General features: G+C 37.6%; 26 protein-coding genes. 13 read left to right on the top strand and 13 right to left on the bottom strand.

What is annotated here, in order from left to right:
• The 3 genes from H4J69_RS18220 to H4J69_RS18210 all read left to right on the top strand — a co-directional run.
• The coding region (locus H4J69_RS18220; RefSeq protein WP_182218227.1) for a succinylglutamate desuccinylase/aspartoacylase family protein at positions 1-912 on the top strand (912 nt) is incomplete at its 5' end.
• Positions 913-920: 8 nt separating this feature from the next.
• Positions 921-1355 carry a RimK/LysX family protein gene (locus H4J69_RS18215; RefSeq protein ID WP_182218225.1) on the top strand — a complete coding sequence of 145 codons (435 nt, stop codon included), beginning with the start codon at positions 921-923 and terminating at the stop codon, positions 1353-1355.
• Positions 1356-1379: 24 nt separating this feature from the next.
• Entirely contained in the window at positions 1380-2249 is an 870-nt protein-coding gene (locus H4J69_RS18210; RefSeq protein WP_182218223.1) for a mechanosensitive ion channel family protein, read from the top strand.
• A gap of 88 nt (positions 2250-2337) precedes the next feature.
• Here the strand turns inward: H4J69_RS18210 and H4J69_RS18205 are convergent, their stop codons facing one another.
• Positions 2338-3195 carry a mechanosensitive ion channel family protein gene (locus H4J69_RS18205; RefSeq protein WP_182218222.1) on the bottom strand — a complete coding sequence of 286 codons (858 nt, stop codon included), beginning with the start codon at positions 3193-3195 and terminating at the stop codon, positions 2338-2340.
• Positions 3196-3221: 26 nt separating this feature from the next.
• Positions 3222-3860, bottom strand: coding sequence for a phospholipid-binding protein MlaC (locus H4J69_RS18200; protein WP_182218220.1), 639 nt, complete (start codon positions 3858-3860; stop codon positions 3222-3224).
• Between the two features lie 399 nt (positions 3861-4259).
• Between H4J69_RS18200 and H4J69_RS18195 the strand changes: the two genes are divergently transcribed.
• The 3 genes from H4J69_RS18195 to H4J69_RS18185 all read left to right on the top strand — a co-directional run bounded on the left by H4J69_RS18195 (position 4260) and on the right by H4J69_RS18185 (position 5802).
• Positions 4260-4583, top strand: coding sequence for a hypothetical protein (locus tag H4J69_RS18195; RefSeq protein WP_182218218.1), 324 nt, complete (start codon positions 4260-4262; stop codon positions 4581-4583).
• A 116-nt stretch (positions 4584-4699) separates the two neighbouring features.
• The gene (locus H4J69_RS18190; protein ID WP_070374424.1) at positions 4700-4906 is read left to right on the top strand and encodes a cold-shock protein; all 207 of its coding nucleotides are present in this window, start codon (positions 4700-4702) and stop codon (positions 4904-4906) included.
• A 305-nt stretch (positions 4907-5211) separates the two neighbouring features.
• Positions 5212-5802: a LysE family translocator gene (locus H4J69_RS18185; protein WP_182218216.1), complete on the top strand. Its 591-nt coding sequence runs from the start codon at positions 5212-5214 to the stop codon at positions 5800-5802.
• Positions 5803-5913: 111 nt separating this feature from the next.
• Here the strand turns inward: H4J69_RS18185 and H4J69_RS18180 are convergent, their stop codons facing one another.
• From H4J69_RS18180 to H4J69_RS18165, 4 genes are all read right to left on the bottom strand, one after another.
• Entirely contained in the window at positions 5914-7209 is a 1296-nt protein-coding gene (locus tag H4J69_RS18180; protein WP_182218215.1) for a Xaa-Pro peptidase family protein, read from the bottom strand.
• 124 nt (positions 7210-7333) lie between these two features.
• Positions 7334-7942 carry a PilZ domain-containing protein gene (locus H4J69_RS18175; protein ID WP_070374421.1) on the bottom strand — a complete coding sequence of 203 codons (609 nt, stop codon included), beginning with the start codon at positions 7940-7942 and terminating at the stop codon, positions 7334-7336.
• 12 nt (positions 7943-7954) lie between these two features.
• Positions 7955-8569 (bottom strand): TetR/AcrR family transcriptional regulator, encoded by a 615-nt coding sequence (locus H4J69_RS18170; RefSeq protein WP_182218213.1) that lies wholly within the window; start codon positions 8567-8569, stop codon positions 7955-7957.
• Positions 8570-8581: 12 nt separating this feature from the next.
• On the bottom strand, positions 8582-9808 hold the full coding sequence (locus tag H4J69_RS18165; protein WP_070374419.1) for a threonine/serine exporter ThrE family protein: 1227 nt from the start codon (positions 9806-9808) through the stop codon (positions 8582-8584).
• 100 nt (positions 9809-9908) lie between these two features.
• On the opposite strand from H4J69_RS18165, the gene H4J69_RS18160 reads away from it, so the two are divergent.
• From H4J69_RS18160 to H4J69_RS18150, 3 genes are all read left to right on the top strand, one after another.
• Complete coding sequence (locus tag H4J69_RS18160) at positions 9909-10082, top strand: hypothetical protein (RefSeq protein ID WP_182170842.1); 174 nt, start codon at positions 9909-9911, stop codon at positions 10080-10082.
• A gap of 127 nt (positions 10083-10209) precedes the next feature.
• The gene (locus H4J69_RS18155; protein ID WP_182170845.1) at positions 10210-10980 is read left to right on the top strand and encodes a class II aldolase/adducin family protein; all 771 of its coding nucleotides are present in this window, start codon (positions 10210-10212) and stop codon (positions 10978-10980) included.
• An 84-nt stretch (positions 10981-11064) separates the two neighbouring features.
• On the top strand, positions 11065-12249 hold the full coding sequence (locus H4J69_RS18150) for a mandelate racemase/muconate lactonizing enzyme family protein (protein WP_182218212.1): 1185 nt from the start codon (positions 11065-11067) through the stop codon (positions 12247-12249).
• Between the two features lie 59 nt (positions 12250-12308).
• Here the strand turns inward: H4J69_RS18150 and H4J69_RS18145 are convergent, their stop codons facing one another.
• From H4J69_RS18145 to H4J69_RS18130, 4 genes are all read right to left on the bottom strand, one after another.
• Positions 12309-12767 carry an Lrp/AsnC family transcriptional regulator gene (locus H4J69_RS18145; protein WP_182218210.1) on the bottom strand — a complete coding sequence of 153 codons (459 nt, stop codon included), beginning with the start codon at positions 12765-12767 and terminating at the stop codon, positions 12309-12311.
• Between the two features lie 70 nt (positions 12768-12837).
• Positions 12838-13716 carry an amidohydrolase gene (locus H4J69_RS18140; protein ID WP_182245002.1) on the bottom strand — a complete coding sequence of 293 codons (879 nt, stop codon included), beginning with the start codon at positions 13714-13716 and terminating at the stop codon, positions 12838-12840.
• Between the two features lie 180 nt (positions 13717-13896).
• Positions 13897-14634: an SDR family NAD(P)-dependent oxidoreductase gene (locus H4J69_RS18135; protein ID WP_182218206.1), complete on the bottom strand. Its 738-nt coding sequence runs from the start codon at positions 14632-14634 to the stop codon at positions 13897-13899.
• A gap of 33 nt (positions 14635-14667) precedes the next feature.
• Positions 14668-16179, bottom strand: coding sequence for a dipeptidase (locus H4J69_RS18130; protein ID WP_182230999.1), 1512 nt, complete (start codon positions 16177-16179; stop codon positions 14668-14670).
• A 248-nt stretch (positions 16180-16427) separates the two neighbouring features.
• Here H4J69_RS18130 and H4J69_RS18125 point away from each other — a divergent pair, with 248 nt between their 5' ends.
• Positions 16428-16910 (top strand): GNAT family N-acetyltransferase, encoded by a 483-nt coding sequence (locus tag H4J69_RS18125; RefSeq protein WP_182218202.1) that lies wholly within the window; start codon positions 16428-16430, stop codon positions 16908-16910.
• A 55-nt stretch (positions 16911-16965) separates the two neighbouring features.
• On the opposite strand, the gene H4J69_RS18120 is transcribed toward H4J69_RS18125, so the two are convergent.
• Entirely contained in the window at positions 16966-17139 is a 174-nt protein-coding gene (locus H4J69_RS18120; protein ID WP_157470826.1) for a DUF3545 family protein, read from the bottom strand.
• A gap of 172 nt (positions 17140-17311) precedes the next feature.
• Between H4J69_RS18120 and H4J69_RS18115 the strand changes: the two genes are divergently transcribed.
• Together H4J69_RS18115 and H4J69_RS18110 are read left to right on the top strand one after the other, a co-directional pair.
• A complete protein-coding gene (locus H4J69_RS18115) occupies positions 17312-17560 on the top strand; it encodes a hypothetical protein (protein ID WP_182218200.1) in 249 nt (82 codons plus the stop codon).
• A gap of 189 nt (positions 17561-17749) precedes the next feature.
• On the top strand, positions 17750-18088 hold the full coding sequence (locus H4J69_RS18110; protein WP_182218198.1) for a DUF1294 domain-containing protein: 339 nt from the start codon (positions 17750-17752) through the stop codon (positions 18086-18088).
• A gap of 64 nt (positions 18089-18152) precedes the next feature.
• Here H4J69_RS18110 and H4J69_RS18105 read toward each other — a convergent pair whose 3' ends face one another.
• Together H4J69_RS18105 and H4J69_RS18100 are read right to left on the bottom strand one after the other, a co-directional pair.
• Positions 18153-20186: a glycoside hydrolase family 97 protein gene (locus tag H4J69_RS18105; RefSeq protein WP_182218196.1), complete on the bottom strand. Its 2034-nt coding sequence runs from the start codon at positions 20184-20186 to the stop codon at positions 18153-18155.
• 588 nt (positions 20187-20774) lie between these two features.
• The gene (locus tag H4J69_RS18100) at positions 20775-22139 is read right to left on the bottom strand and encodes an MATE family efflux transporter (RefSeq protein WP_182218194.1); all 1365 of its coding nucleotides are present in this window, start codon (positions 22137-22139) and stop codon (positions 20775-20777) included.
• 117 nt (positions 22140-22256) lie between these two features.
• On the opposite strand from H4J69_RS18100, the gene H4J69_RS18095 reads away from it, so the two are divergent.
• Positions 22257-23174, top strand: a complete 918-nt coding sequence (locus H4J69_RS18095; protein WP_182218193.1) for an AraC family transcriptional regulator — start codon at positions 22257-22259, stop codon at positions 23172-23174.
• Positions 23175-23504 lie beyond the last annotated feature (330 nt).

Raw genomic sequence — 23504 nt, 5'->3', positions numbered from 1 at the left:
ATTCGCGCTAAAAAACCGGGGCCCACTATTTTTTTGAGTGCGGCGGTACATGGCGACGAATTAAATGGTATTGAAATTATTCGACGCTTGATCCACGAAAAGAAACTTAAAATAACGCGAGGCACGGTTATTGCTGTTCCTATGGTTAATGTTTATGGCGTAGTCAATCAAAGTCGCTATATGCCTGACCGTCGTGATCTAAATCGCTGTTTTCCCGGCTCTGCGAAAGGCTCTTTAGCAGGACGCGTTGCTTATATATTTCTCAACGAAATCGTTAAGCATTGTGATTACGGTATCGATTTACATACCGGGGCAATTCATCGTTCAAACCTGCCACAAATTAGGGCGGATATGTCTGATCCCGATACCAAAGCCTTGGCGGAAGTGTTTGGCGTGCCGGTTGTGTTGAATTCTACTTTAGTTGACGGCTCGTTAAGAGAATCAGCCGTTAAAAGCGAAACGAAAATACTCTTATATGAAGCGGGTGAAGCGCTGCGTTTTGATGAGTTTTCAATTCGAGCGGGCATGAAAGGTATCTTAAATGTATTACAGCATTTAGGTATGACCAGAAAAGTTGTCCGCACCAAGAAGAAAAAACGTATGCCGTTTATTGCTAATGGCAGCCAATGGGTACGCGCTAACGCTAGTGGTATTGTTCATAATATTGTAAATTTGGGCGATCAGATCACTAAAGGTCAAGTATTAGCCGAAATTGGTAGTCCATACGGTGCAATATTTGATTCGGTTAAAGCAACACGCTCAGGCATTTTAATTGGTAAGCAAAACATACCTTTAGTTCAAGAAGGTGAAGCCATGTTTCATGTCGCTTATTTCAGTGAAGATGATGAAGAAATTGCAGGTCATATTGAAAATGTGCAAGAGCAGCTTTTACCTGAAAATGACGACAGTTAGAGAAGCGTATGAAAAAAGCGAATAAAGTTGTTATCGGGCGTTTAGAGTCAATAGCTTTGCCAGACTTAGCTATTGATGACTTACAAGTACGAGTTGATACCGGCGCAAAAACGTCGTCGTTACATGTTGATAATATTAAAAAATTAATTATTGATGGCGTACATAGTGTGACGTTTGATCTACACCCTGATATGCATAATGTGGATGCCATGCAGAAATGTACGGCGCCCATTAGCGATATGCGTAAAGTTAAATCGTCAAATGGCACTACAGAGCAACGCTACGTTATAGAAACACCCATCGTACTTGGCGAAGACAGGTGGTCAATTGAAATAACTTTAACAGATCGCTCTGATATGAGTTATTTAATGCTGTTAGGAAGAGAAGCACTGGGTAAACGCTTTCTTGTTGACCCATCAAAAGTCTTTTTAGGATCAAAATAAAAAGTCGTTAAATTAAGGGATTTTATGAACTTTACACAAATAAAAGAAATCTTATCTACTAAGGTTATTACTATTGCTGATCAACCGGTAACATTGGGTGGGTTACTGTTAATTCCGCTAATTATTTACCTTGGGTTGTTGCTCACTAAGTGGGGCGTAAGGTTTATAACCAAGCGTTTAACGACCAAAAAAACTGATCCAAATATTATACACTTATTGCAGCGTGTTTTTTATGTGATTGCGATAGTTATATTGTTGATCACCACCTTAGATTTGATTAATGTGCCGATCACCGCTTTTGCCTTTTTATCGGGTGCAATCGCGATTGGTTTTGGTTTTGGCGCGCAAAACATTATTAACAACTTTATCAGTGGTTGGATTTTAATGTGGGAACGACCTATTAAAATTGGTGACTTTTTAGAAGTTGAAAATGCCAAAGGTGTCGTAGAAGAAATTAACACCCGTTCAACCCGTATTAGACGTGTTGATGGTGTTCATCTACTTATTCCTAACAGTAAACTACTTGAAAATACGGTAGTGAATTGGACGCTTCGAGACAGTTTAGTGAGAACAAGTGTTTCTGTTGGGGTTGCTTATGGTACTCGGGCTAGAAAAGTAGCGGATCTTATTTTAGAAGCGACACTGGCACAAAAAGAAGTATTGACCACGCCAATGCCCGTCGTTGTTTTTGAAGACTTTGGTGATAATTCATTAGTGTTTTATGTAAATTTTTGGATAAACTCAACTGGAGAAACGGCTTTAAGAGTGACTAGAAGTAATATTCGATTTCGATTAGAGGAATTGTTTGAAGAGAATAATATTGTTGTTGCTTTTCCGCAACGCGATGTGCACCTCGATGGCACGCTTACTTTATTGAATAACGATAAAAAATAATTTAATTTATCAAAATGTTAGCGTCTAAAAAGTCACTCAGTCAAGAAGTAAATCGTGATTGAGTGACTTGATAATTAGTGATATTACATTAGTTTGATAAAGTTGACGAAACCATTTTTTGCTTAAACCACAATGTCATAAAATCAGCAGTTAACTTCTGCTCTATTTCTAATGCTATCTCTGTTGGGCAAAATATAGTAAAAAATATTTGCGTATCTCCAACCTCAGAAGTTGCTACTTGAATATGTGGCTCAGGGCCTGTGATGTTGATCTCTAAACGGTTTTCAATCAGTTGGTTATAGCGGATTGCAACTTCTTTAAAGTCACTACAATATAAACTTGCTCTAGTATACAACTCATCAATAAACTCGAAGGGATTAACACTGTCATCTCTGACAATGGTAAAATGATGCATTGCATATCGTTTTAAAAAGTTAAGGTTTTTAATAACCGAAGTAATTAGCTGGCTATTGGGTAGGTATAGCGTTTTACCTGTGTATTGATAATCATCTACATTTACCTCTAACAGTGTTAGTTTTGCCCAGTCTGTTGAATGCACTTCGCCGTAATGATTGCCAACTTGTACCCAGTCACCAATACGAAATGGTCGACTTGACAGGATATAAACAAAACCAATAAAACATTGAATAAACTCTCTGGTTGCTAAGACAATTGCTACAATAAAAGCAGCAATCGAAAAAGCAAATTTTTGAATTTCTTCAGACCAAATATTAAAAACCATCACGATTATTAATACCGTAAATATATTATTGACTACATTGATTTGTAATCTTTTATCTTGTTTTGATTTTCGTTTTATTCTTCTTACAATGAGATATTTAATCATATAAAAAATAGAAATAAACAATAGCGCAATAACAAATTTATTATTAGCGAGTACTGCTGAAAGTGCTTTGAAATTATTCGTATGATTAAGCCATTCCATTAGAACGATTGTACCTACCTTGATTTTTATAAAGAAGTGAGGCTTCTTTGATTAATACTTTTTAGATGTAACAGTGTACCTTCGACACCTAACTTACTGAAACTTGAATTTATTTCTTTTTGCTTTGCATCTAATAAACTAATGCCTTCAATGATGATATCAAAGAACTGCCAAGTGCCTTCTTTTGATATCAGTAACTTTACTACCGCTTTGTTGACTTTACTTTCACCGGTAATCGTTATGTTGACCATCGACATTTTACCACTTTTTGATAATGACCCTGTACCGATGGTCATTGACTCACCACTATATTTACTTAATAAGTTGGTATAAGTATTTATTAATTGATTTGATAGCTCAGTCACAAACTCAGTCCTAAGTTCGGCAGATAGTTTGGGCAAATTTTGATTAATAACTTTATAACTAAAATATTGAATATCTACCTCAGGCAGAAGATATTGGGTTAATACACTTCTGATATTGCTTTTAGTGAATTGATTGTTACTTTTTAAAATTAATAAAGCCGATTCTATTTGACCAAAAACTGCCTTAGTCTTCATCTCTGGGGTATCTGTTTTCGCTACCGCTAAATAGGAAATACAAAGACTTAATAACAAAAAAATGACAAGATATATATTTACGTTTTTTTTGTAAGATTTTTTCATTTATATTGTGGTTAGTTATATAATAATTATGCGGATTATAGACTTACGAGAGAAACAATCAAGCGTAATAAATCACAACCTTTAATCAAAATAAGTGATTAAACTTAGAATTATCAAATAATATAATCTCTTTGTAGGAAAGTTATGGTGAACATTGAACATTGAATATGAGGCAGTGGCGGTTTTATCGACCAATAAGATGGGCATTCATTAAGTTATATTATTAAAAAAGTAACAATAATTCATCATTGCTCTGGGCTATTAAAATAGAGACTGTTTACTCAGAGGCATTCACTGTATAATAATTTTTTAAGCAGGCTAGTTATACTGACTTGCTTCTCCTGTAAAATGATAGCCTGTTGGCATTATCAGATAATATTATAAGAGCTAAATAATTTAATGAAACCATATTCAGATATTGCCGAATTAATAGAAATGTTAGGATCGGAAATAACATTACTTACCAATACTATTGCTACTTTAAAGCAAGAACCACAAAGTTTTAATGAACAAATTATTTTTAAGTATATTGATACGGGTAGTACAGGTAAAACAAAAGATTTTGTAAGATCATTAGGCGTAAAAGCTGAGCGTGGCTCATTCTTTTCATCCGGTGATGTGAGTAAACTAATAAAAGATGGTGCTGAAGATGTTTCACCTGAATTACTTGATATAGCTCGAAAAGTAGTCAATATGAAAAAGAAAGGTGGCGCGCACCGTTAATTATAAATACAGTCTATAATGTTAAATATAGTTTGTATTAATAAGATTCAAATCCTGACTTGTAATGGTGATAGCAAGTTAGGTTTATATTTTTCACCAATGATAAAGAGAGTGTTATGAGTAAAGGTATAGTTAAGTGGTTTAATGCGGATAAAGGTTTCGGATTTATTACTCCAGAAGACGGCAGTAAAGATTTGTTTGTTCATCATTCAGAAATCCAATCTGGCGGTGAATACGCTACATTGGCTGACGGCCAAGCTGTTGAGTTTGAAGTTGGACAAGGACAAAAAGGTCCATGTGCAAATAAAGTTGTTGCTATCTAAGCAATAATATATAACAAATGGGTAAGATGGGAGGGCTATGTTCACCCACTTACCTATGCGTTATAGATATTTTTCTACGCGTTATCCCCATGTGAAATGATACATCTACCCAGCCTTCTTTGATCTTTGCCACTACCAAGGGTTAAGTCATCCAGCCTCTATATTTAGTACTTAAAACTCATATATTAATAATAAGCGCCCTTAGCTGATTTTCCAGTATAACTTTGTGATATAACATCTGAGCATTTAAGTGAAAATAGCTTGAAATTTAACCTGTCTCTCAAACAATTAAGAGCAAAATAACAATGAATATAGACATACTATCAGCCTTAACTATTTTTGCCTTTGTGTCTTCAATAACACCAGGGCCAAATAACTTGATGTTAATGAATTCTGGTGCAAATTATGGTTTCAAAAAAACAACCCCTCACTTATTAGGAGTTGGTATTGGATTTACACTGATGATTGCTTTAGTTGGGCTCGGTGTTATTCAATTATTTGATCGTTTCCCGGTGAGTTATCAAATACTAAAAGTGGTCAGCATTGTTTATTTACTCTACTTAGCATTCAAAATAGCTAGCTCTACCAGTCATGTCGAACAACAAACGTCAAATCATAAACCTTTTAGCTTTATTCAAGCTGTTTTATTTCAATGGGTTAACCCTAAAGCTTGGACAATGGCGCTAACGTCAATAAGCCTTTATGCTCCATCTAAGAGTTTTACCTCGGTGTTGTTAGTGGCGATTGTCTTTGGGCTAATCAATTTACCCTGCATCAGTTCTTGGGTTGTTTTAGGGCAGAAAATACAAGTGTTATTAACTAACCAAAAACGCTTGAGAGTTTTTAATATTACCATGGCACTTTTATTGGTTATTTCATTGTATCCTGCGTTATAAAAACAGGAGGAGTAAGGAAGATCCGTTACTCCTTTTTTTTAGGATAAAGTGAAGCCACTGTTACTGATGAGTTTGCTAAAAAACAGTCTACTGTAGATTATAAATAGTGTGTTAAGCGAGTTTAGCAAGCTTACCTAACGGAGAATCTAGCGAGTCTGGGGGAATAGTAAACCACTGTGGGCCTTTATCGGTCATGTAAATACAGTCTTCAAGTCTTACACCAAATTCGCCAGGTATATAAATGCCAGGCTCATTAGAAAAACACATACCAGCTGTTAACTTTTCTTGTTCACCATGAACAAAATTAACGCTTTCATGACCTTCCATACCTATGCCATGACCAGTTCTGTGCGACAAACCTGGTAATTTATAATCAGGACCGAATCCTTGTGCTTGATAGTATTTTCGTACCGCATCGTCAACAGTACCCGCAGCATTACCTATTTGCGCTTGCTCAAAGGCTATTTTTTGGCCGGTACGTACCGTTTGCCAAACATCACGTTGACGCTTTGTTGGCTCACCCATCACAAAGGTTCGGCTAATGTCTGACTGATAACCATGGACATTACAGCCACAGTCCATTAATACAATAGAACCTTCTTTAATTAGATGCTTCTTTTTACTGCCATGAGGGAAAGCACTTGCTTGATCTATTAAGGCCATATTCCACGCGCCTTTTCCCCCTAACGTAGCTTGTGCATTACTCATCAAGCTTTTAACCTGTGCAGAAGTCATACCCACTTCTAACTTTGAATATACCTCGCTATAGGCTAATAGTGTTACCTCATTAGCTTTATGCATCAGTTGCAATTCATGGTGACTTTTAATAATGCGACAACCACGCGTAACGGGTTCTGCGCTGACATGTTGAAGAGTTGATAATAAACTCATTACACCGTGTTGAACAAAATAACGTACCGAGTTTTCAAAACCAATCGTCCCTTTGGTAAGGCTAATACCTCGGTCTGCTAGTATTTGTTTGATACGCTCGAACGGGCTTTCATGCTCTTGCCAAACACGAATGTCGCCATCAATAGCTAAACTTTCTTGAATACTAGGCTCTTCAAAAAAGGGACAAACTACCGCCACTTTACCTTGTTGAGGGATCACTAAAGCTGTTAAGCGTTCGCTGCGCCACCATTGAATACCAGAGAAATAATCCATGGCGGCACCGGGCTCAATAATAAGCGCAGAAATATTCATTTGCTGCATTAATTGCTGAGCTTTTACTATCCGAGCTTCACGCTCTGCAGAAGTAATGCCAGCAACATCTTTGGTGATGTCTTTTAGTACTTGGCTATTTGACTGACTTTCTTTCGTTGATGAGGCAAATGCTGAAGCTGATACGGATAACGCAGCAATGCTTGCACCACCCGCTTTTAAAAAAGATCTTTTATTCATGTTCATAACTATCTTCCTGAAATTTTATGGTGATCACGCTAACGGTTTTTGACTTACTCAACAAGGAATAGGCGCTAAAGTGTGCTTTATATCAGCTAGACTTAACGGAGAAATACTTTTACGCGCTAAATTACTTTTCTTTTGCTGATAGCTCATTGCGCTGTTGCGCTAAAACCTGCAACTGTTTTGATTGCTGATGAAGACTACAACGTACTAATATTTCACGGTCTTCTTCTCTAATATGATGATAAATAACTTTGTAGCTAGTGAGTTCATCGCTTGTAGTTGTTGCTGAAATTATTTCCCCACAACAGTAAATTGCACAATTATCATCAAGGAGAAATATTTTCAAGGTAATAAATTGGCCGGTATCAAAAAGATTTTTACTGGTAAAAATAACGCCGCCACCACCAAAATGAGTGCCTTGGTAACGTTGCATTTCGTTGTCTTGCTCGCTCAAAATATAACTAACCAGTAAGTCTATTTTTTTAGCTTGATGATGTAAATAATCAACTAATTGTCCCGCAACGCTACCAAGGGTTTGCAGTGGGCGCAATGCAGCTTGGTCAAGGGTGACTATTTCAGAGGCCATTTTAAACGGCATCGGCATGGTGTTCATAAAACATTGATAACTTGGCGCTGTATCGGTTTCAATGATAGTTGCATTGACATTGAAAGGATAACTAATAGAAAAAAACTGGTCAAACTGAGCGGTTTTATTGTTATTGTCTTCAGACATGCCTAACCCTTATTATAATTTTTGTTGGTGAATAAAAACCTTGACGACACATTCACACATTTCATCAATATGGCTGGTATCAAGGTAAATTCCATCAATTAGTAAACGCACAATACCGTGCAATGTACCCCAAGTTACCTGTGCTAAACGTAAGCTATTTTCGTCTTCAATCAATAAGCCTTGTTGCTGCCAAGTTTTGGTCATTTCTAGTTGGTAATTAAAACTAGGATAAGCGATATCACGCAAAGCTTGATCGCTATTGTTTTTTTTCCAAATTGTTTTACCAAACATTAATTCGTAAATTGAAGCATTTTCGGTAGCAAATGTTATGTACTGATGAACAAACTGACGAAATTTTTCTTCTCCTGAAAGCTCTTTATCGTCAAATATAGCATTAGAAATACTTGTCCATTGAATAAACCCCAGTGCAGCTATCGCACAAAGTAAATCATTTTTATTTTTGAAGTGGTGATAGGTTGCTGTACGAGAAACACCAATACGCTCAGCAAGTTTACGTAATGACAGTCCTTCAATTCCTGCCTCTTCAATCATCTCGGCGCCCGTTTCAACGAGAGAACTGCGTAAGTCGCCATGGTGATATGCTGTCTTTTTGTTAACTGGTTTCATTAGCGTACTTTATTACAACGTTTTACGAGAAGGTAAGGCAACATTTGAAAAAACAAGGCCAGCGACAAGCGACATAAAAATTAGGAAGGCTTCAGAACCAATATTATTAGTATTTAACATATTCACTCCGGATACCGCACTGTTTAAGCCGATATAAACTTTACTTCCAGGCACCAGCACGACTAAACCTAATAGCTTAACAATGCTTGAAGGTAATCTCATAATGCGTGAGAATAAATTAGCATACATACCTAAAACAAAGGCACCAACGAAAGCGCCAAGTGCAGGGCCTAAGTAAGCGGCACCAATAATGCTAGCACCAAATGCAACATAGCCAGAAATAATTCCCCATGGAGCGTCTTTTTTACGGACGCGAAATAATATAACTAAGCTTATAGATAAAGTGGTTACTGCCGCCCATGCTGTCCAAACAGGCATGCTGGCGGGGGTAACATATAACACTTCGCCCCAAAATAACTTTCCTAATGCCATGCCTAATACCGCGCCAAAATAAAGCTTAAATAGCATCATTACCGCGTCCATAATACGCGCAGTACCCGACATCAGATGTCGAGCGGCCAATTCAGCTAAGCCTAGCGTTAATGCTAAGCCGGGTATAAAAGCAATGATGGCTGAAAGAATAACCAAGGGCATATTAATACTTGGGTCAATTAGCGTAATGGCCGAGGCCAGTAGGGCGGTGGTAATGGCTGCAATTGGTTCTAAAGTTTCGGTAACTCGGCGTGAGTATTCGGCCCAAAAGGTAAATAAGCAAACAACAAAGCCTAATAATACCGACCAAAATACATCATTCCAGCTGGTGTGCATTAGCATCGAAAAAGCACCACTTGAAGCACCAAACGCTAAAAAGGTAAGAAAACGACCGTAAGGGTTGGGTTTATTAGCGATATCATCAAGTCGTTCAATGGCCTCAGATAACGTGCGTTGACCCGAACTTAATTCATCAACTAGTTCATCTGTTCGTGCCAGTGAACCTAAATCAAGATCACCTGGCTTTACTCGAATAACATGATTATATTGTTGGTTCTCTTCATCTTCAGATAAGACAAAAGTCAGAGCCGTGGGTGTGATGATAAAACATGCTTTTAATTCGAGAAATGTCGAAACATCTTGAAGATGTGCTTCAAGACGATAAGCAGGCGTGCCAAACTTATGCAAAGCTTTGCCTAATCTTATAATAAAGCGTCGCTTCTCAGCAAAGTTATCAGGTGCAGTCATATTGTTGTTTACATATTTTTGCTTGTTATCTTGCTATGGTAATTGAATAATTAGCTAATGCAATGTGCAATTGGTTTAGAGATTAATAATAGGAGAAATAATGACTTTAATCATGATTTTATTAGCTGTTTTTGCCGGTATTGCCTTAATGGTTATTTTAGGTGAGCGTTTTGGCAAACCTATGGGTGAAGAAGAGCAAGCTAAGTATTCAAAAATCATTCCTATTTTGGTGTTTATTTTACTCATTGGTAGTTTAATTAAGATGTTTATTTAATTGATACCAATTTGCTTAACTTAGCTGATTTTTATCTAGCCTTTAATTGTAATTTATTACACTAGCGGTTTGATTTGTATTATCGATGATTTAAAATTATAGAATAATAATTCTTTAAAGGACTTTAATGTTAACTATCCCACAGATTAACTTAAAAAATAAAGTGTCAGCACAAGAGTGGCAAACACGCATCGATTTAGCGGCTTGTTATCGTCTTATCGCTATGCATGGCTGGGATGATTTGATTTACACTCATATCTCCGCACGCATACCTGATTCTGAGCATTTACTCATTAATGCTTTCGGTTTAGCTTTTGATGAAATTACCGCATCGAATCTGGTTAAAATAGATATAGCAGGTAATATTATTGACCCAGCATGTCCTTTTGAAATTAACCCTGCAGGTTTTACTATTCATAGCGCTGTCCATGAAGCTCGCCATGACGCGCAATGTGTCTTGCATTTACACACTAATGAAACCATTGCGGTGGCAAGTTTACAAGAAGGTTTGTTGCCGTTAAGTCAATACGCTATGTTCGCACTGGCTTCTCTTAGCTATCATGATTACGAAGGTTTAGCGGTAAATGCTGACGAAAAACTTCGCTTACAAAATAACTTGGGCTCGGCAAACTTTATGTTATTAAGAAACCATGGTGGTTTAACTTTAGGTGAAACCATTGGCGATGCTTTTATGCATATGTATGATTTAACACGTGCTTGTCAAGTGCAACTACAAGTAATGGCAACCGGTATGGCAACCATTTTAGTCGATCAAAGCATTGTTGATGGTATAAAAGCGCAAGCAAATATTGTTCATACGGGCAGTACCGGCGGTCAAAAGGCTTGGCCGGCGATGGTCAGGAAAGTCTATCGCGCTGATCCTAGCTTTGCGACCTAATAATAAAGTTGTCTTTACACCTCGTTATGCCGCTATTGAAATAAGTTCTCTGCGACAAACACTCACATATTTAGAGAAGATAAAATGAAAGTCACTCACGTAGAAATTTTTGATATTGAATGTCCAGATCGCGCCGGTTGGAACCCTGTTTTTATTCGTGTTCATACCGATGAAGGTATCTCGGGGGTTGGTGAAGCAGGTCTTGCTTACGATTGGGGGCATAGTGCTGCAGCGGCGATGATTAAAGAAATTACCGAAGCGGTTTTAATTGGTTTTGACCCTTTTAGAACCGAATTGTTATGGTCTCGAATGCTGCGCGAAAGTTTCTGGGGATTAGGTGGTGGGCCGGTGCTTTATTCTGCAATGAGTGCTATTGATACCGCACTTTGGGATATTAAAGGTAAGGCATTAGGTGTGCCTGTCTATCAACTGCTTGGCGGCAAAGTTAATGATAAATTACGTACCTACGCTAGCCAATTACAGTTTGATTGGGACGTTGAAGTTAAGAAGTTATTTTTACCAGAAGAATATGCTGAAGCTGCATTAAAAGCGGTAGCTGAAGGCTACGACGCGGTAAAAGTAGACCCTATTGTTTATAATGCCGATGGCACATCATCGTTCGATCGCACTAAATTATTTACCAAGCCGCAGATGCGTTTATTTGGAGACCGATTACGCGCTATTCGTGATGCCGTCGGTGAAGATGTTGATATTATTTTCGAATCACATTCATTAATGGGCGCTGCTTCTGCGATTCAAATGGGCGAAATTGTTGAAGAAGTTGGCTGTATGATGTACGAAGAGCCGGTTAATTATTTAAACGCGAAAGTGCATAAAAAAGTGGCTGAACGGGTTAATGTCCCCATTGCCGGTGGTGAACGTTTATATCATCGTTGGGATGTACGCCAGTATTTTGAAGATCAAAGTATTGATGTGCTTCAACCCGATGTGGGTTTATGTGGTGGTTTTACCGAGTCTAAAAAAGTCTGTGACTATGCTGATGTCTATGATATTCGTATTCAAGCCCATGTTTGTGGCGGCCCAGTAGCAACAGCAGCGTCTTTGCATTTAGAAACAGCAATTCCTAACTTTTTAATTCATGAGCATCATACTTATGCGACTAAGCATTGGAATCGTGAATTGTGTTTGCAAGACCCACAACCGATAAATGGCTTTTTCCAAGTGACAGAAGTACCAGGTTTAGGCATTGAATTAAATGACGAAGTCGTGAAACGCTCACCGCATGTTACGGTTAATTCATTAAAGTAATCAGCTTCAATATCTGAAGGTAAAAAGGATGGCTAATCGCCATCCTTTTTTATCACGCGTTAGATATAATCAACGGGTAGTGCGGTCGTATATTTAATTTCTTCCATGGCAAAGCTTGAGCTAATATCGGCAAAGCTGGCTTGGCCGATGAGTTTTTTATAAAAAGCATCGTAGGCTTTCATATCAGAAACAACGACACGTAGTAAATAGTCTACTTCGCCACTCATTCGATAAAACTCGGTAATTTCTGGAAACGCTTTTGAATTGATACTGAAATCATCAAGCCAATCAGAATTATGCTGGTTGGTTTTAATCATCACAAAAACGGTTAAGCCAACATTTAACTTTTCAGGATCGGCCAAGGCAACCCGCCCTTTTATAACACCATTTTTCTCCATAGTTTGAATACGTCGCCAGCATGGGGTTGTTGAAAGCCCCACTTGAGCGGCAACCTCACTGACTGGCTGCGTACAGTCATTTTGTAATATTTTAAGAATTTTTCTGTCGAAGTTATCCATTAATTCACCATGAAAGTGCGAAGTAATGAAATAGTATTTTATCCAAGGTCTTATGGGTAGATTTTTCTTCTTAATTTATAGCTTTAATAGGAATTTGATAGATGCGCAAGGCATTTTTATAACATAATAATTCAAGCTCAGTTGTTGATAATGGTTGGTTTTCGAAATGGGTTATCCAGTTTTTTTGATAACTACTTTTAAATAAACACAAAGGAAAATTACTGGCTAGCATGGTTTTATCTAAACCAAAGGTAGCTAAACAATGTTTGATCACATGCTGTTGCCACGAGGCACTATATTGACGATTAACCATTTCAAACCCCGAGCATTTAATGGCAACATTTTCATAACCACTTAGTGCTTGTATGCCACTTTGCCAATCTTGCCATTGTTTACTGTCAATATCTTCGGGTGGCCAACCTGCATGATTAATGACTAATTTTAGTGTCGGCAGTTCATTGATAATAGCTATTAATTGTTCGGTCGCTACCACATCAGTTAACGCCATTTGGCATTCAAAAATCAACTGCTGCTGGGCAAGTCGGGCTAAGTTTTCCTTAACGTGCGAATTTGATAAATATGCGCAGGCATTTTCATCTAGAATGTCACGAACACCGACTACGGACTCAAATTTATCAAGCTTATCTAGTATTTGTTGAAACTCGCTTGTTGGTAAAAGTAAATTAACGCCAGCAATAGCTCTAAAGGGTAGGGAACAGCTATCTTCTAACCAAGCAATTTCTCGCCAAGGCTGTTGATTATCAAATCCGGCTTCGATGTGAACAAAACCCGCAAGTTGCAGAGGAACAGATAAAGCTAAGTCCTTTTCTGTGAAACTTTGTCTAATGGTTTTTTTATCTGACCAGTAAGGTGGACTATCAGCTTTTAACCACTGATAGTGGCCTTGTTCAAGGTTAAATAAATGCAAGTGAGGATCAATTATTTTCATATTACCCTATGTTCATTAACGCCTGAACTGAAATGTATCAATGAAAACATCCTGCTGAATTTTCCTTCAGAGAAGTTGCCACTTAGTTGTTATTACCAATAAAAAAAAGGGTATCGCAATTTCTAGTATTCTCTTTGAACTGTCGTTAAACGCTAGCTGTTGTTATACCTACCAAGTGAATTATTGCGCAGTATAACCACCATCAATCACTTGTAAACTACCAGTGATAAACTTAGCTTTATCTGATGCTAAAAAATAAACTAATTCAGCGACTTCTTCGGGTTGACCTAAACGACCTAACGGCTGTAAAGCCGCTTCTTCAGCGTGAACCTCTGCTTTGTTAGCGCCAGAGCGTTGACAATAATTATCAATCGCTTGATGATACAAAGGGGTCTCTATTGTGCCGGGGCACACAGCATTGGCACGAATGTTAAAGCTAGCGTAATCAAGCGCGGTGGTTTTTGCTATCGAAGCGAGCGCGACTTTACTAATGTTATAGGCAAATGAATTTTGCTTGGCAATTAATGCTTGGTCAGATGCCATTAAGATAATAGCGCCATTTTTATTGGCTTTCATATGGGGGAGTACCGCTTTTATCGCGGCATACGCGCCCTTAACATTAATGTTAAGGACTTTATCTAAATCAGCGGCTGAGGTGTTCTCAATATTTCCTGAAAAGTGAATGCCAGCATTCGAGACTAAAACATCAATAGTCGCTGTTTTAGCTATATTACTGATAATACTTTGTACTTGCTCAACATTACTGATGTCACAGTTAATATCAGCACCGCGCAGTGTGGCAAGGTTGCTTGGTTGTAAGTCTAAATTAAAAACCTGATAGCCTTTATCCGTAAATAATTGCACTATGCTTAGACCAATACCTGAACTTCCACCGGTAACAATACATGTTTTTTTCATAACCTCTCCTGTTCTTTAGTGCTGCACTACTCGTTACTGTGTTTTGGCTGCAGCCATTTCAACTAAAGCGGCGGTGTACATTTTTAAATTTAAAACGAACTGTTTCATGGTAATAAATTCATGCTCAGAATGGCCGGTATAATTAGCATTTGGCATTGATGGCCCAAAGCTTACTGCATTTGGAAATAAGCGTGAATTTGTGCCGCCACCGATAGCAATAGGCTTAGCGTCCTTTATACCGGTAAAGTGTGAAAATACAGCCAGTAATGTGTCAATATGTGGTGCATCGTTTTGAATAAAAGGGTCACCAATATAATGTTCAAGCTCGGTAATGTCAGCCATATTTGTTAGTTTCCAAGTCGCGATGACGTGATTAATTTCTTCCGTTAGCTGTTGCGCTGATTTACCACGCGGACGACGAATATTAATATTCAATTCAATATTATTTTTCAATTGCTTAATAACAGTGGGTGAAACCGTCATAGGTCCCATAAAGTCATCACTGTAGGCTATATTACCAAACTTTTTCCCTTCTAAGCCTAAACCAATATTGTCATTAATAAAGTTAACTAATGTACCTGCACCATTGCTAGGCCAGCGAGTTTGCGATAATAAACCCGCTAAAAATGGAATGGCATTTAGGCCTTCTTCTGGCTTCGATGAATGAGCTGATTTTCCTAGTGCTGTAATCGTTAAGGTGCTTCCTTTTAATTCTAAATCAAAACTAACACCTTGGTATTCTCTTGCCTTATCCATCAGTTGTTGCAGTAAACTAAGGTCAGCATTTTCAATCACCGCTTTAGCATCTTCAGGTATTTGACTACCAAAAAAACCACCACTAAATTCACTGAGGTAAGCATCTAAACCGGTATATTTATTTTTATTAAAGGCTATTTTTATTGTCCCGTAGCCTTTTTCAGCGGTGACAACAGGGTATTCAGCGTCAATGGTAATATTGATTTGTGGCAATGTATGGGTCTTAATATAAGCTTCTAATGGACCCCAGTCTGATTCCTCTGCCATGTAAACATACAATTCAATACGCTTGTCGAGCGTTATATTTTTGTCTTTAATGGCTTTCATTGCAAAGAGCGCGGTTGATATTGGCCCTTTATCATCTTCGGTACCGCGAGCGATAAGTTTGCCGGGCTCTGAAGTTGTATCAAGTTCAAACGGAGATTTTTGCCATTTTTTGGGGTTTACTGGTTGTACGTCACCGTGGGTAATTATTCCTAAGCGCTCTGTGCTTTCGCCTAAGCCAATAACAACAACATAACCGTCGTCGGTATAATCAAAGCCTAAATCTTCAGCTTGTTTTTTTAACTCGGCTTTAAAAGCTATATGTTCAGGGTTGTCATTAGCCGAAACACCATCAATTGCTAAGGTATTGTATTTTACTAACTCGGCTAAGCTAGCAACCATAGATTTTTGATAGGTTTGCACGGCGTAATCGGCGGTTAACTTTGCTGTCGAGCTGACCTCTGCTGAAAATACCGGTAAAGTGATAAAGGTGAATAAGGCGAGTGAAGCTATTTTATTGAACACAGACTTTCCTTTTTTAATGGCGATAACTCATTTGTTATATTGTATCGATAAAGTGATTTACTAAACAGAGACAAACTTTAAAAAGTTTACCAGAAGTGTTTAATTATCTTTTAATCTCTTACTTAGAGCTAATTTTTGATATTAGTTCAACCTTGTTGTTTATTTATGTGGCATTGCAGAGCAGGTGTTTAAATATCTTGGTACTGGTATGCTATGGAAAAAATTAATGAAGAAAATAAGGAAGTAAAATGTCTGAGATAACGATACGTGAAGCAAGCATAGATGATGCCGAGCTTTTATTCACTTTTATTAAAGAACTCGCTATTTATGAAAAAGCTGAACATGAAGTGTACGCAACAGTTGAAACCATAAAAGACAGTATGTTTAGTACAAATACACAAGTACACGGCTTAATTTGTGAACTCGATGGTGTGGCTATTGGTATGGCGATTTATTTTTATAATTATTCAACGTGGTTAGCAAAGTCAGGTTTATACCTTGAAGATTTATACGTAACGCCAGAGCATAGAGGGAAAGGAGCGGGTTTAAAATTATTAAAAAACATGGCAAAAACCGCTATTGATAATGATTGTGCACGTTTTGAATGGAGCTGTTTAGATTGGAATAAGCCCTCACGTGACTTTTATCAAGCGATAGGTGCTGTGTCTCAAGATGAATGGGTAGGTTACCGTATGACGGGCAAAACCTTGGTTGATTTTGCCCAATCATAACGGATTAAATTATGCAGAGTTTGGAGTAATGTCTACTTACTCCAAACGCTAATGATTAAGACGAGTAATCTTGTAAATCATGAAGCTCTTGGCGTAATCGTTTTCTATCTTTATACGTTTCAATTTCTCGCCACTTTCTTTTTCGTGAGCGCGATTCTTTTTGATCCGTGAGTAAACCGTCGAAAAGGCTAAATATTTCATCATATTCATCAAAGTTATTATGTTCCATGAGTATCCCTTGTTGAGCTTTATTTAGTTAACGTGAGGCACTTTACAAGTTGAATATGACTTTTTTCTTACTAAATTGTGACAATTAAAATACCTTTAGCTTTATCGATGTTGAGCAAAAAAATAAAGCTTGGCTATACTTGTTTTTATAGTGTTTTTTTAAAGAGTTAGCGATGAAAAAAAGTAGTGATATAGAAATAATTTCTCAAGCAGAATTAGACAACCTATTACGTATTAATGAGTTTATAGAGCAAGTCGATGAGAATTCGTTAGTCAGTGAACTAAAACTCGCCATATTAGACTCGGGTAAATTAGAATTAACGCAATGGGAAAGCTTGCGGGATCATATTCGAGAAATAGAAGAGCTTATTCCTCATATCGACTTGATTATTAAACTCAAGAAAGAACGCCCATCTAGTTGATTTTAAAAACTTATCGTCAATTGATATTTAACAAGTAAGAAAGTGAATCAAAACCGACTATTGGTAAATAATCGGTTTTTTTAATTTTATCTTCAACCAGTATATCGATGAACTCTTATCGATAAACTATGGTAACCACCGCTAATGACTAGCGTTGTGCTTACAAAGTATATTGTGCGAGCTATAAATATGTTTTCAAAAAGTGTTGTTGTTTTATTTTTAATGGCTCTTGGTCTGCTCTTTATGATGCAAGAAATAGCGTTATGGGTGCTAGTGAGTTACTTGAGCTTAAGTTTACTAACATTTGTACTTTATGGCATCGACAAAAGAAATGCGATAAAAGAGCGATGGCGCATCTCAGAAAAAACACTACAGGTCTTTGCGCTACTTGGCGGATGGCCAGGAGCGCTATTAGCTCAACAAGCTTTTCGACATAAAACTCAAAAACGGCCTTTTATATTTGTGCTCTGGCTCGCTATTTTTATTAATGTTGTGGCTTTGGGGTATTCTCAGTATCCGGGGTTGTAAAAAGAGTAGCACAAGTAAGACTTGTGCTACTCTTTACGCTATTTAAGTTATAAATATCAATTGATTATAATGCTTTGAAACGAATCGCAGCACCGCCACTTGTCGCCAAGGGTAAGACTAATTGGTCGTTAGCGGTGACTTGCCTGTTTTCAATGATCATTTCATAGGGATTGTTAATCCACTCTGCGTTTTTACCATCGCGATAAATTTGTGCTTGATAGCGCTTATTCTTATCAAGAAAATTTAACGGCAATGTTAACGTGCGTGCTTGCTCATCGGTTAATGCGCCAACAAACCAATCATTACCCCCCCTTTCTTGACGAGCAAAAGCAACATATTCACCGACCTCACCAGCAATCGCTATACTCTCATGCCAATCGGTTGGTACATCTTTAATAAATTGAAATGCGGCTAAATTTGCTTGATAGTTTTTAGGTAAATCAGCCGCCATTTGAATAGGGCTATAAAGCACCACGTATAATGCTAATTGTTTTGCTAGCGTAGTTTGTGGGCGATTACTTTTATCACCCAAACCATTAAAACTCATATCGAAGATGCCTGGTGTAAAATCCATTGGTCCAGCTAACATGCGAGTAAAGGGTAAAATGGTGGTGTGCTCAGGCGGGTTTGGTGGTGTGCCCCAAGCATTAAATTCTTGGCCGCGAGCACCTTCTCTTGAAATCCAGTTAGGGTAGGTTCTGCGCAAACCGGTATCTTTAATCGGTTCGTGGGTGTTAATACTAATTTTGTGTTTCGCTGCTTCAGTAATACTGTGTAAATACTCACTCACCATGAACTGGCCGTCATGCCATTCTTTGTGAACTATGCCTTTTTCATCAATGCGTTTAATATCGCCACCGTCAGCAACATAACCTGTTTTTACTTGTCTTACGCCGTACTTTTCATAAAGTGCATAAGCATCACTCATTTGATTACGATAATTAGTCACATTACCTGAGGTTTCATGGTGGCCAATTAATTGAACCCCTTTCTTTTCACCGTAAGCTGATACGGCAGCAATATCAAAATCATCATAAGCTTTACTGAAATTAAACACGTCGCCGTTGAAAAACCAGTCGCCATCCCAGCCTAGGTTCCAGCCTTCAACCAAAACCCCAGAAAAACCATGTTCAGCGGCAAAGTCGATATAACGCATGGTTTCACTGGTGGTTGCACCGTGTTTGTCGCCACTGCCCCAGGTGTTGGCGTTAATGTGCATTCCCCACCAAATCCCCAAATATTTAGCCGGTTCAACCCAAGATACATCACCTAATTTATTCGGTTCATTAAGGTTTAATATCAGGTCAGAATTGAGTAAGCCAACCGCATCTTTACTGACTTGAATAGTACGCCATGGACTTTTGAAATTGGTTTTTGTTTTAACTAAAATGCCGTCTGACCAAGGTGTTAAATCGGCTTTTAAGACACCAGGACGCTTTTGGTTAATCGTCATAGCAGCATAATCAACTAATGCCGCTTCATGGATACTAAGGTGAATGCCCGAGTCTAGTTTAAAAGTAAAAGGTGTATGAGCGCGGTCAACCGAAGCTAGCTTGGTGGTATTATAAATGTATTCATAACGATTCCAGCCACGTGCTGGAATCCACCATGCGGTCGCTTTATCCGCGTCGTTTACAACAAATTCGGTGAATTCATTAATGATTTCAACGTGATCAATATCTTGTTGTTTTGGCACTTCGTAACGAAAACCAATGCCGTCATTAAACAAACGAAAACGTACCTTGAATTCTTTAGTGTTTTTTTTATTATTCTTCGAAAAAGTCACTAATAATTCATTGTGTTCATCAGTCACATTTTTACGTTCACCCCAAGGTAATTGCCATACTTCTTTGGCTGATTGGGTTTCACTCGATAAAATAGTAAAACCGTCACTAAAAGCGATAGTATCTTTGAATGCTAGGCCTAAGCGGGAGGGTTTTATAATGCTTTCACCTAAAAAGCTCATTTCGTAATTAGGTTTTCCTTGGTCACTAACACTGAGAATTATTTTTCCGTCGGGTGACGCTAACTTAAGGGTTTGTGCAAATAAACTGTGAGATGAAATCAGTAAAGTAAGGCTGAGTATAATTTTTTTCATGGATATTCCTGATGTTTTTTTATTACATCAAGCATAAAGGACTGACACCAATTTACAGCTAAGCTACATACGTATTCATAAGTTTATCGCTAATTAATTACCCATTAGTGTAGAAGCCAAATAAAGATCGAAACAAAAAAACCAAGCAAGCCGATTTATACCGTTGAGCAAAAATGGGCTTTTCTGAATAAAAAGAGAAAAAATGTGGCAGTAAGTTTTATTTATTAAAAAAGTACCCGAACCATTCCAAATAAAGTTGGAACCTGACGTCTAGCATAAGTGAACCTTAATAATTATTCGAAACACATCATAAAATAACTGTGTTAACGTGTTCTGCGAGCGTATTGCGGAATAAGAGCAGTCAAAATTTCAAACGTCAACTTTCAGATCTTAAAGCTAACATAAATTTTAATTCTATGGCTATAAGGGGCGTTTTCGCCATAGAACTAATACTATATTTCATCTGAATTTTAGAAAAGGTGAGTGACTGCAATGTAGATTTTACGACTTTCTGGTTTGATTACAACTTAGAAAGATACATTGGTTTCTCAAGTTTTAGCTGTGTGCAACTTAATCGAATCGGTTCTACTAGGCAACACTTTCAGCCGTTAGGTTTTTTAACCAAAGCTTCGTTCTCATTCTGAAAACAAACATAAATGCTTTAGTTATTTCTTCAGAGTAAGAGATAAGAACTACCCAATATAGTGGTAACTTAAAGTAAAATGCCGCCGCCAAAGTTAATGGAATGCTTAAAATCCACATGCCTGATATATCAATTAACATGCAATATTTGTTATCACCACCTGCGCGTAATATCCCCATAGACATAGTTAAGTTAAATACTTTCAAGCAAGTGCCAAAGGTGATCAATACAAAAACATCATGGGACAATGCCATTGTTTCTGGAGACAAATTGCTATAAGGCATAAAGACTAAAGACTCACATTGAAGTAAAATTAAGGCTAATAAAAAGGTAACAATTGGCGCACTAATGGCGTAATATTTTGCTAAAACCCATGCCGTTATAAATTCGTTTCTACCTAAGCGCTGCCCAACTAAAATAGCGCAAGCAGAAGCAAAACCAAAAAAGAATGAAACCAATAATCCTTCCATTGGCGCTAATAGACTCATTACAGCAAGTTCTTGTGTTCCAATACGTCCATATATCAGTTGATATACAAAAGTGCCTAATGACCACACGCCAAAACTTAGCATCATAGGCCAAACTAAGGTGAGTAATTTAGTCCACTCTTGTTTGTTATAAAAACTAACACAAAAGAACGTTGTTGGAAAAATACTGTGCTTAACCTTTGCTAAGTAGACCAGTATTAATAAAGCATGAAGTGCTCGCGCAATTAGTGTTGCTAGCGCAGCGCCAATAACACCCATTGGCTCTATACCTAAGCCACCTTTGATTAACCAATAGTTTAAAATAATATTGGTAATAATCGCTATGGTACTAATTAACATGGGGAAGACTACTTGCCCAAGACCCCTTAACGCGTTTTCAAATATCATCACAATGACAACAAAAATTAAGCTAGGCATGGTCAGCCAAAGGTAGTTTGTTCCTGCTTTTATAACGCTGGGATCTGTTGTGGCAATACCCATGATATTGTCAGAAAACAAGAAAGTAATGAGTAATATAGGCAGTAAAATCCCTGCTGCAATAACAAGCGTTTTAACAATGACTTGTCTAATCACACCAATTTGACCCGCGCCAAAGTGTTGCGCAGATAAAGTACCAACACCTGAAGCGAGTCCCGCTAAAATGATTAAAAAAACAAATTGAATTCGGTTACCCAGCCCAACAGAAGCAACGGCCGTATCGCCTAAATGCCCAACCATCATTATGTCACTCATGCCTAGCATGGTGACCAATATGCTTTGTAAAGAGATAGGCCAAGCTAATTTAATGCTTTGCTTTAATGATGAAGGTTCGATGTTACGCATTGGTTTTAGTCATTAGGGGTTACTATAATATTGCATAGAATTATAAAATATAGTGATAAAAAAAACATAAGTGAAATTGTCATGTATCATGTTTAAAACTATCATTTTGGTAATTCTATGTGGCAAGATATTTTAAATGTTCATCCTGATTGTATTGAGGATTTTATTAATTTTGATAAATTACCAGGGCAAGCTGATAGTTTCATAGCCATTGCGGGGTTGTCGTATTTACAAACTGAATATCAAATAGGCAAAACAGGTAAAGGAGAAGTTTGTTTAGGTAATGAAAACAGCAATAGGCGTGTTCATTACTTAATTTCTACTCATGCAGGAGAGGGAAAGATCAAGTTTGGTAACAACGAATATTTAGTTAAACCCGGTAGTGTGCTTTTACTGCCAGCAGGAACCCCTTTTTTGTATGAACTTTCGGGGAAGTACTGGGATATGTGTTGGCTATTACTGCATGACTGTTCTGAATATAAGTTTGTTCATAAACTTCAACCTTCCGTTTATTCCAGTGCGAATGCAGAGAAGCTTTATCAAACGATGTCACTTATTAGAGAATTCAAACACGGCGAGAGTATGTATCAATCAGATATTGTATTGCGCTTAGTCGAAGTTTTAATTTATCAAATTGCGCAAACACTGAACATGGGGCAGCAACTAACAAAGCAACAACAAAAATTTCACTCTCTAATACGTCGTGTAAATAAGCAATTGCAACTGCCGTGGACTGTTAAGCAATTAGCTACAGAAATGCATATGTCTGAGCCGCACTTCTTTCGTTTATGTAAGAAAGAAATGGGGATGACACCAATCAAACTATTAACTCACACTCGCCTAGAATACGCTTGCTACTTACTTCGTTATACACAATATAATCTTGATCAAATAGCTGACACCGTAGGCTATGGCGATAGTGCAAGCTTTGCTCACCGTTTTAAGAAAGACTATGGTTTAAGCCCTGGTCGCTGGCGTAAAGAACAGAAAAATACTTTTCAACATAATGCCATTGAAAATGATGAGCAAAGATAATATTTAGGTCTGAAATTACTATGCCACCCATGATAATTCTAGCAATAATAATGCTCTGAAAAAATTACTATGCCACCCATAATAATGCTACACAATGATAATGCTACACAATGATAATGCTCTGAAACACGCTATCCATTGGCCAACAACAATGCATGTATTTCATCTTGTAAGCCTTTGCATATCGATTTTTATAGATGTTGATTAAATGAGTGAATTTCAGGCAAGCTTTACTTCTCCCCCAAGGTAGCTGTATTTTTCTTGCTGTTTTTGAATGTAGCTATGTTTACGCGCTATTCAAACAAGCTTGGGCATTTGCTTTACCGTGTG

The sequence above is a fragment of the Colwellia sp. BRX10-9 genome (genome assembly GCF_014077405.1).
Lineage (GTDB): Bacteria > Pseudomonadota > Gammaproteobacteria > Enterobacterales > Alteromonadaceae > Colwellia_A.
The sequence above is the reverse complement of the archived record's forward strand: the minus strand, read 5'-3'. Positions and strand labels throughout refer to the sequence as shown.

What these genes read in the sequence shown, in the direction of transcription:
- H4J69_RS18215 (WP_182218225.1), top strand. Translation starts at nt 921, where the DNA reads ATGAAAAAAGCGAATAAAGTTGTTATCGGGCGTTTAGAGTCAATAGCT.
- H4J69_RS18210 (WP_182218223.1), top strand. Translation starts at nt 1,380, where the DNA reads ATGAACTTTACACAAATAAAAGAAATCTTATCTACTAAGGTTATTACT.
- H4J69_RS18205 (WP_182218222.1), bottom strand. Translation starts at nt 3,195, where the DNA reads ATGGAATGGCTTAATCATACGAATAATTTCAAAGCACTTTCAGCAGTA.
- H4J69_RS18200 (WP_182218220.1), bottom strand. Translation starts at nt 3,860, where the DNA reads ATGAAAAAATCTTACAAAAAAAACGTAAATATATATCTTGTCATTTTT.
- H4J69_RS18195 (WP_182218218.1), top strand. Translation starts at nt 4,260, where the DNA reads ATGAAACCATATTCAGATATTGCCGAATTAATAGAAATGTTAGGATCG.
- H4J69_RS18190 (WP_070374424.1), top strand. Translation starts at nt 4,700, where the DNA reads ATGAGTAAAGGTATAGTTAAGTGGTTTAATGCGGATAAAGGTTTCGGA.
- H4J69_RS18185 (WP_182218216.1), top strand. Translation starts at nt 5,212, where the DNA reads ATGAATATAGACATACTATCAGCCTTAACTATTTTTGCCTTTGTGTCT.
- H4J69_RS18180 (WP_182218215.1), bottom strand. Translation starts at nt 7,209, where the DNA reads ATGAACATGAATAAAAGATCTTTTTTAAAAGCGGGTGGTGCAAGCATT.
- H4J69_RS18175 (WP_070374421.1), bottom strand. Translation starts at nt 7,942, where the DNA reads ATGTCTGAAGACAATAACAATAAAACCGCTCAGTTTGACCAGTTTTTT.
- H4J69_RS18170 (WP_182218213.1), bottom strand. Translation starts at nt 8,569, where the DNA reads ATGAAACCAGTTAACAAAAAGACAGCATATCACCATGGCGACTTACGC.
- H4J69_RS18165 (WP_070374419.1), bottom strand. Translation starts at nt 9,808, where the DNA reads ATGACTGCACCTGATAACTTTGCTGAGAAGCGACGCTTTATTATAAGA.
- H4J69_RS18160 (WP_182170842.1), top strand. Translation starts at nt 9,909, where the DNA reads ATGACTTTAATCATGATTTTATTAGCTGTTTTTGCCGGTATTGCCTTA.
- H4J69_RS18155 (WP_182170845.1), top strand. Translation starts at nt 10,210, where the DNA reads ATGTTAACTATCCCACAGATTAACTTAAAAAATAAAGTGTCAGCACAA.
- H4J69_RS18150 (WP_182218212.1), top strand. Translation starts at nt 11,065, where the DNA reads ATGAAAGTCACTCACGTAGAAATTTTTGATATTGAATGTCCAGATCGC.
- H4J69_RS18145 (WP_182218210.1), bottom strand. Translation starts at nt 12,767, where the DNA reads ATGGATAACTTCGACAGAAAAATTCTTAAAATATTACAAAATGACTGT.
- H4J69_RS18140 (WP_182245002.1), bottom strand. Translation starts at nt 13,716, where the DNA reads ATGAAAATAATTGATCCTCACTTGCATTTATTTAACCTTGAACAAGGC.
- H4J69_RS18135 (WP_182218206.1), bottom strand. Translation starts at nt 14,634, where the DNA reads ATGAAAAAAACATGTATTGTTACCGGTGGAAGTTCAGGTATTGGTCTA.
- H4J69_RS18125 (WP_182218202.1), top strand. Translation starts at nt 16,428, where the DNA reads ATGTCTGAGATAACGATACGTGAAGCAAGCATAGATGATGCCGAGCTT.
- H4J69_RS18120 (WP_157470826.1), bottom strand. Translation starts at nt 17,139, where the DNA reads ATGGAACATAATAACTTTGATGAATATGATGAAATATTTAGCCTTTTC.
- H4J69_RS18115 (WP_182218200.1), top strand. Translation starts at nt 17,312, where the DNA reads ATGAAAAAAAGTAGTGATATAGAAATAATTTCTCAAGCAGAATTAGAC.
- H4J69_RS18110 (WP_182218198.1), top strand. Translation starts at nt 17,750, where the DNA reads ATGTTTTCAAAAAGTGTTGTTGTTTTATTTTTAATGGCTCTTGGTCTG.
- H4J69_RS18105 (WP_182218196.1), bottom strand. Translation starts at nt 20,186, where the DNA reads ATGAAAAAAATTATACTCAGCCTTACTTTACTGATTTCATCTCACAGT.
- H4J69_RS18100 (WP_182218194.1), bottom strand. Translation starts at nt 22,139, where the DNA reads ATGCGTAACATCGAACCTTCATCATTAAAGCAAAGCATTAAATTAGCT.
- H4J69_RS18095 (WP_182218193.1), top strand. Translation starts at nt 22,257, where the DNA reads ATGTGGCAAGATATTTTAAATGTTCATCCTGATTGTATTGAGGATTTT.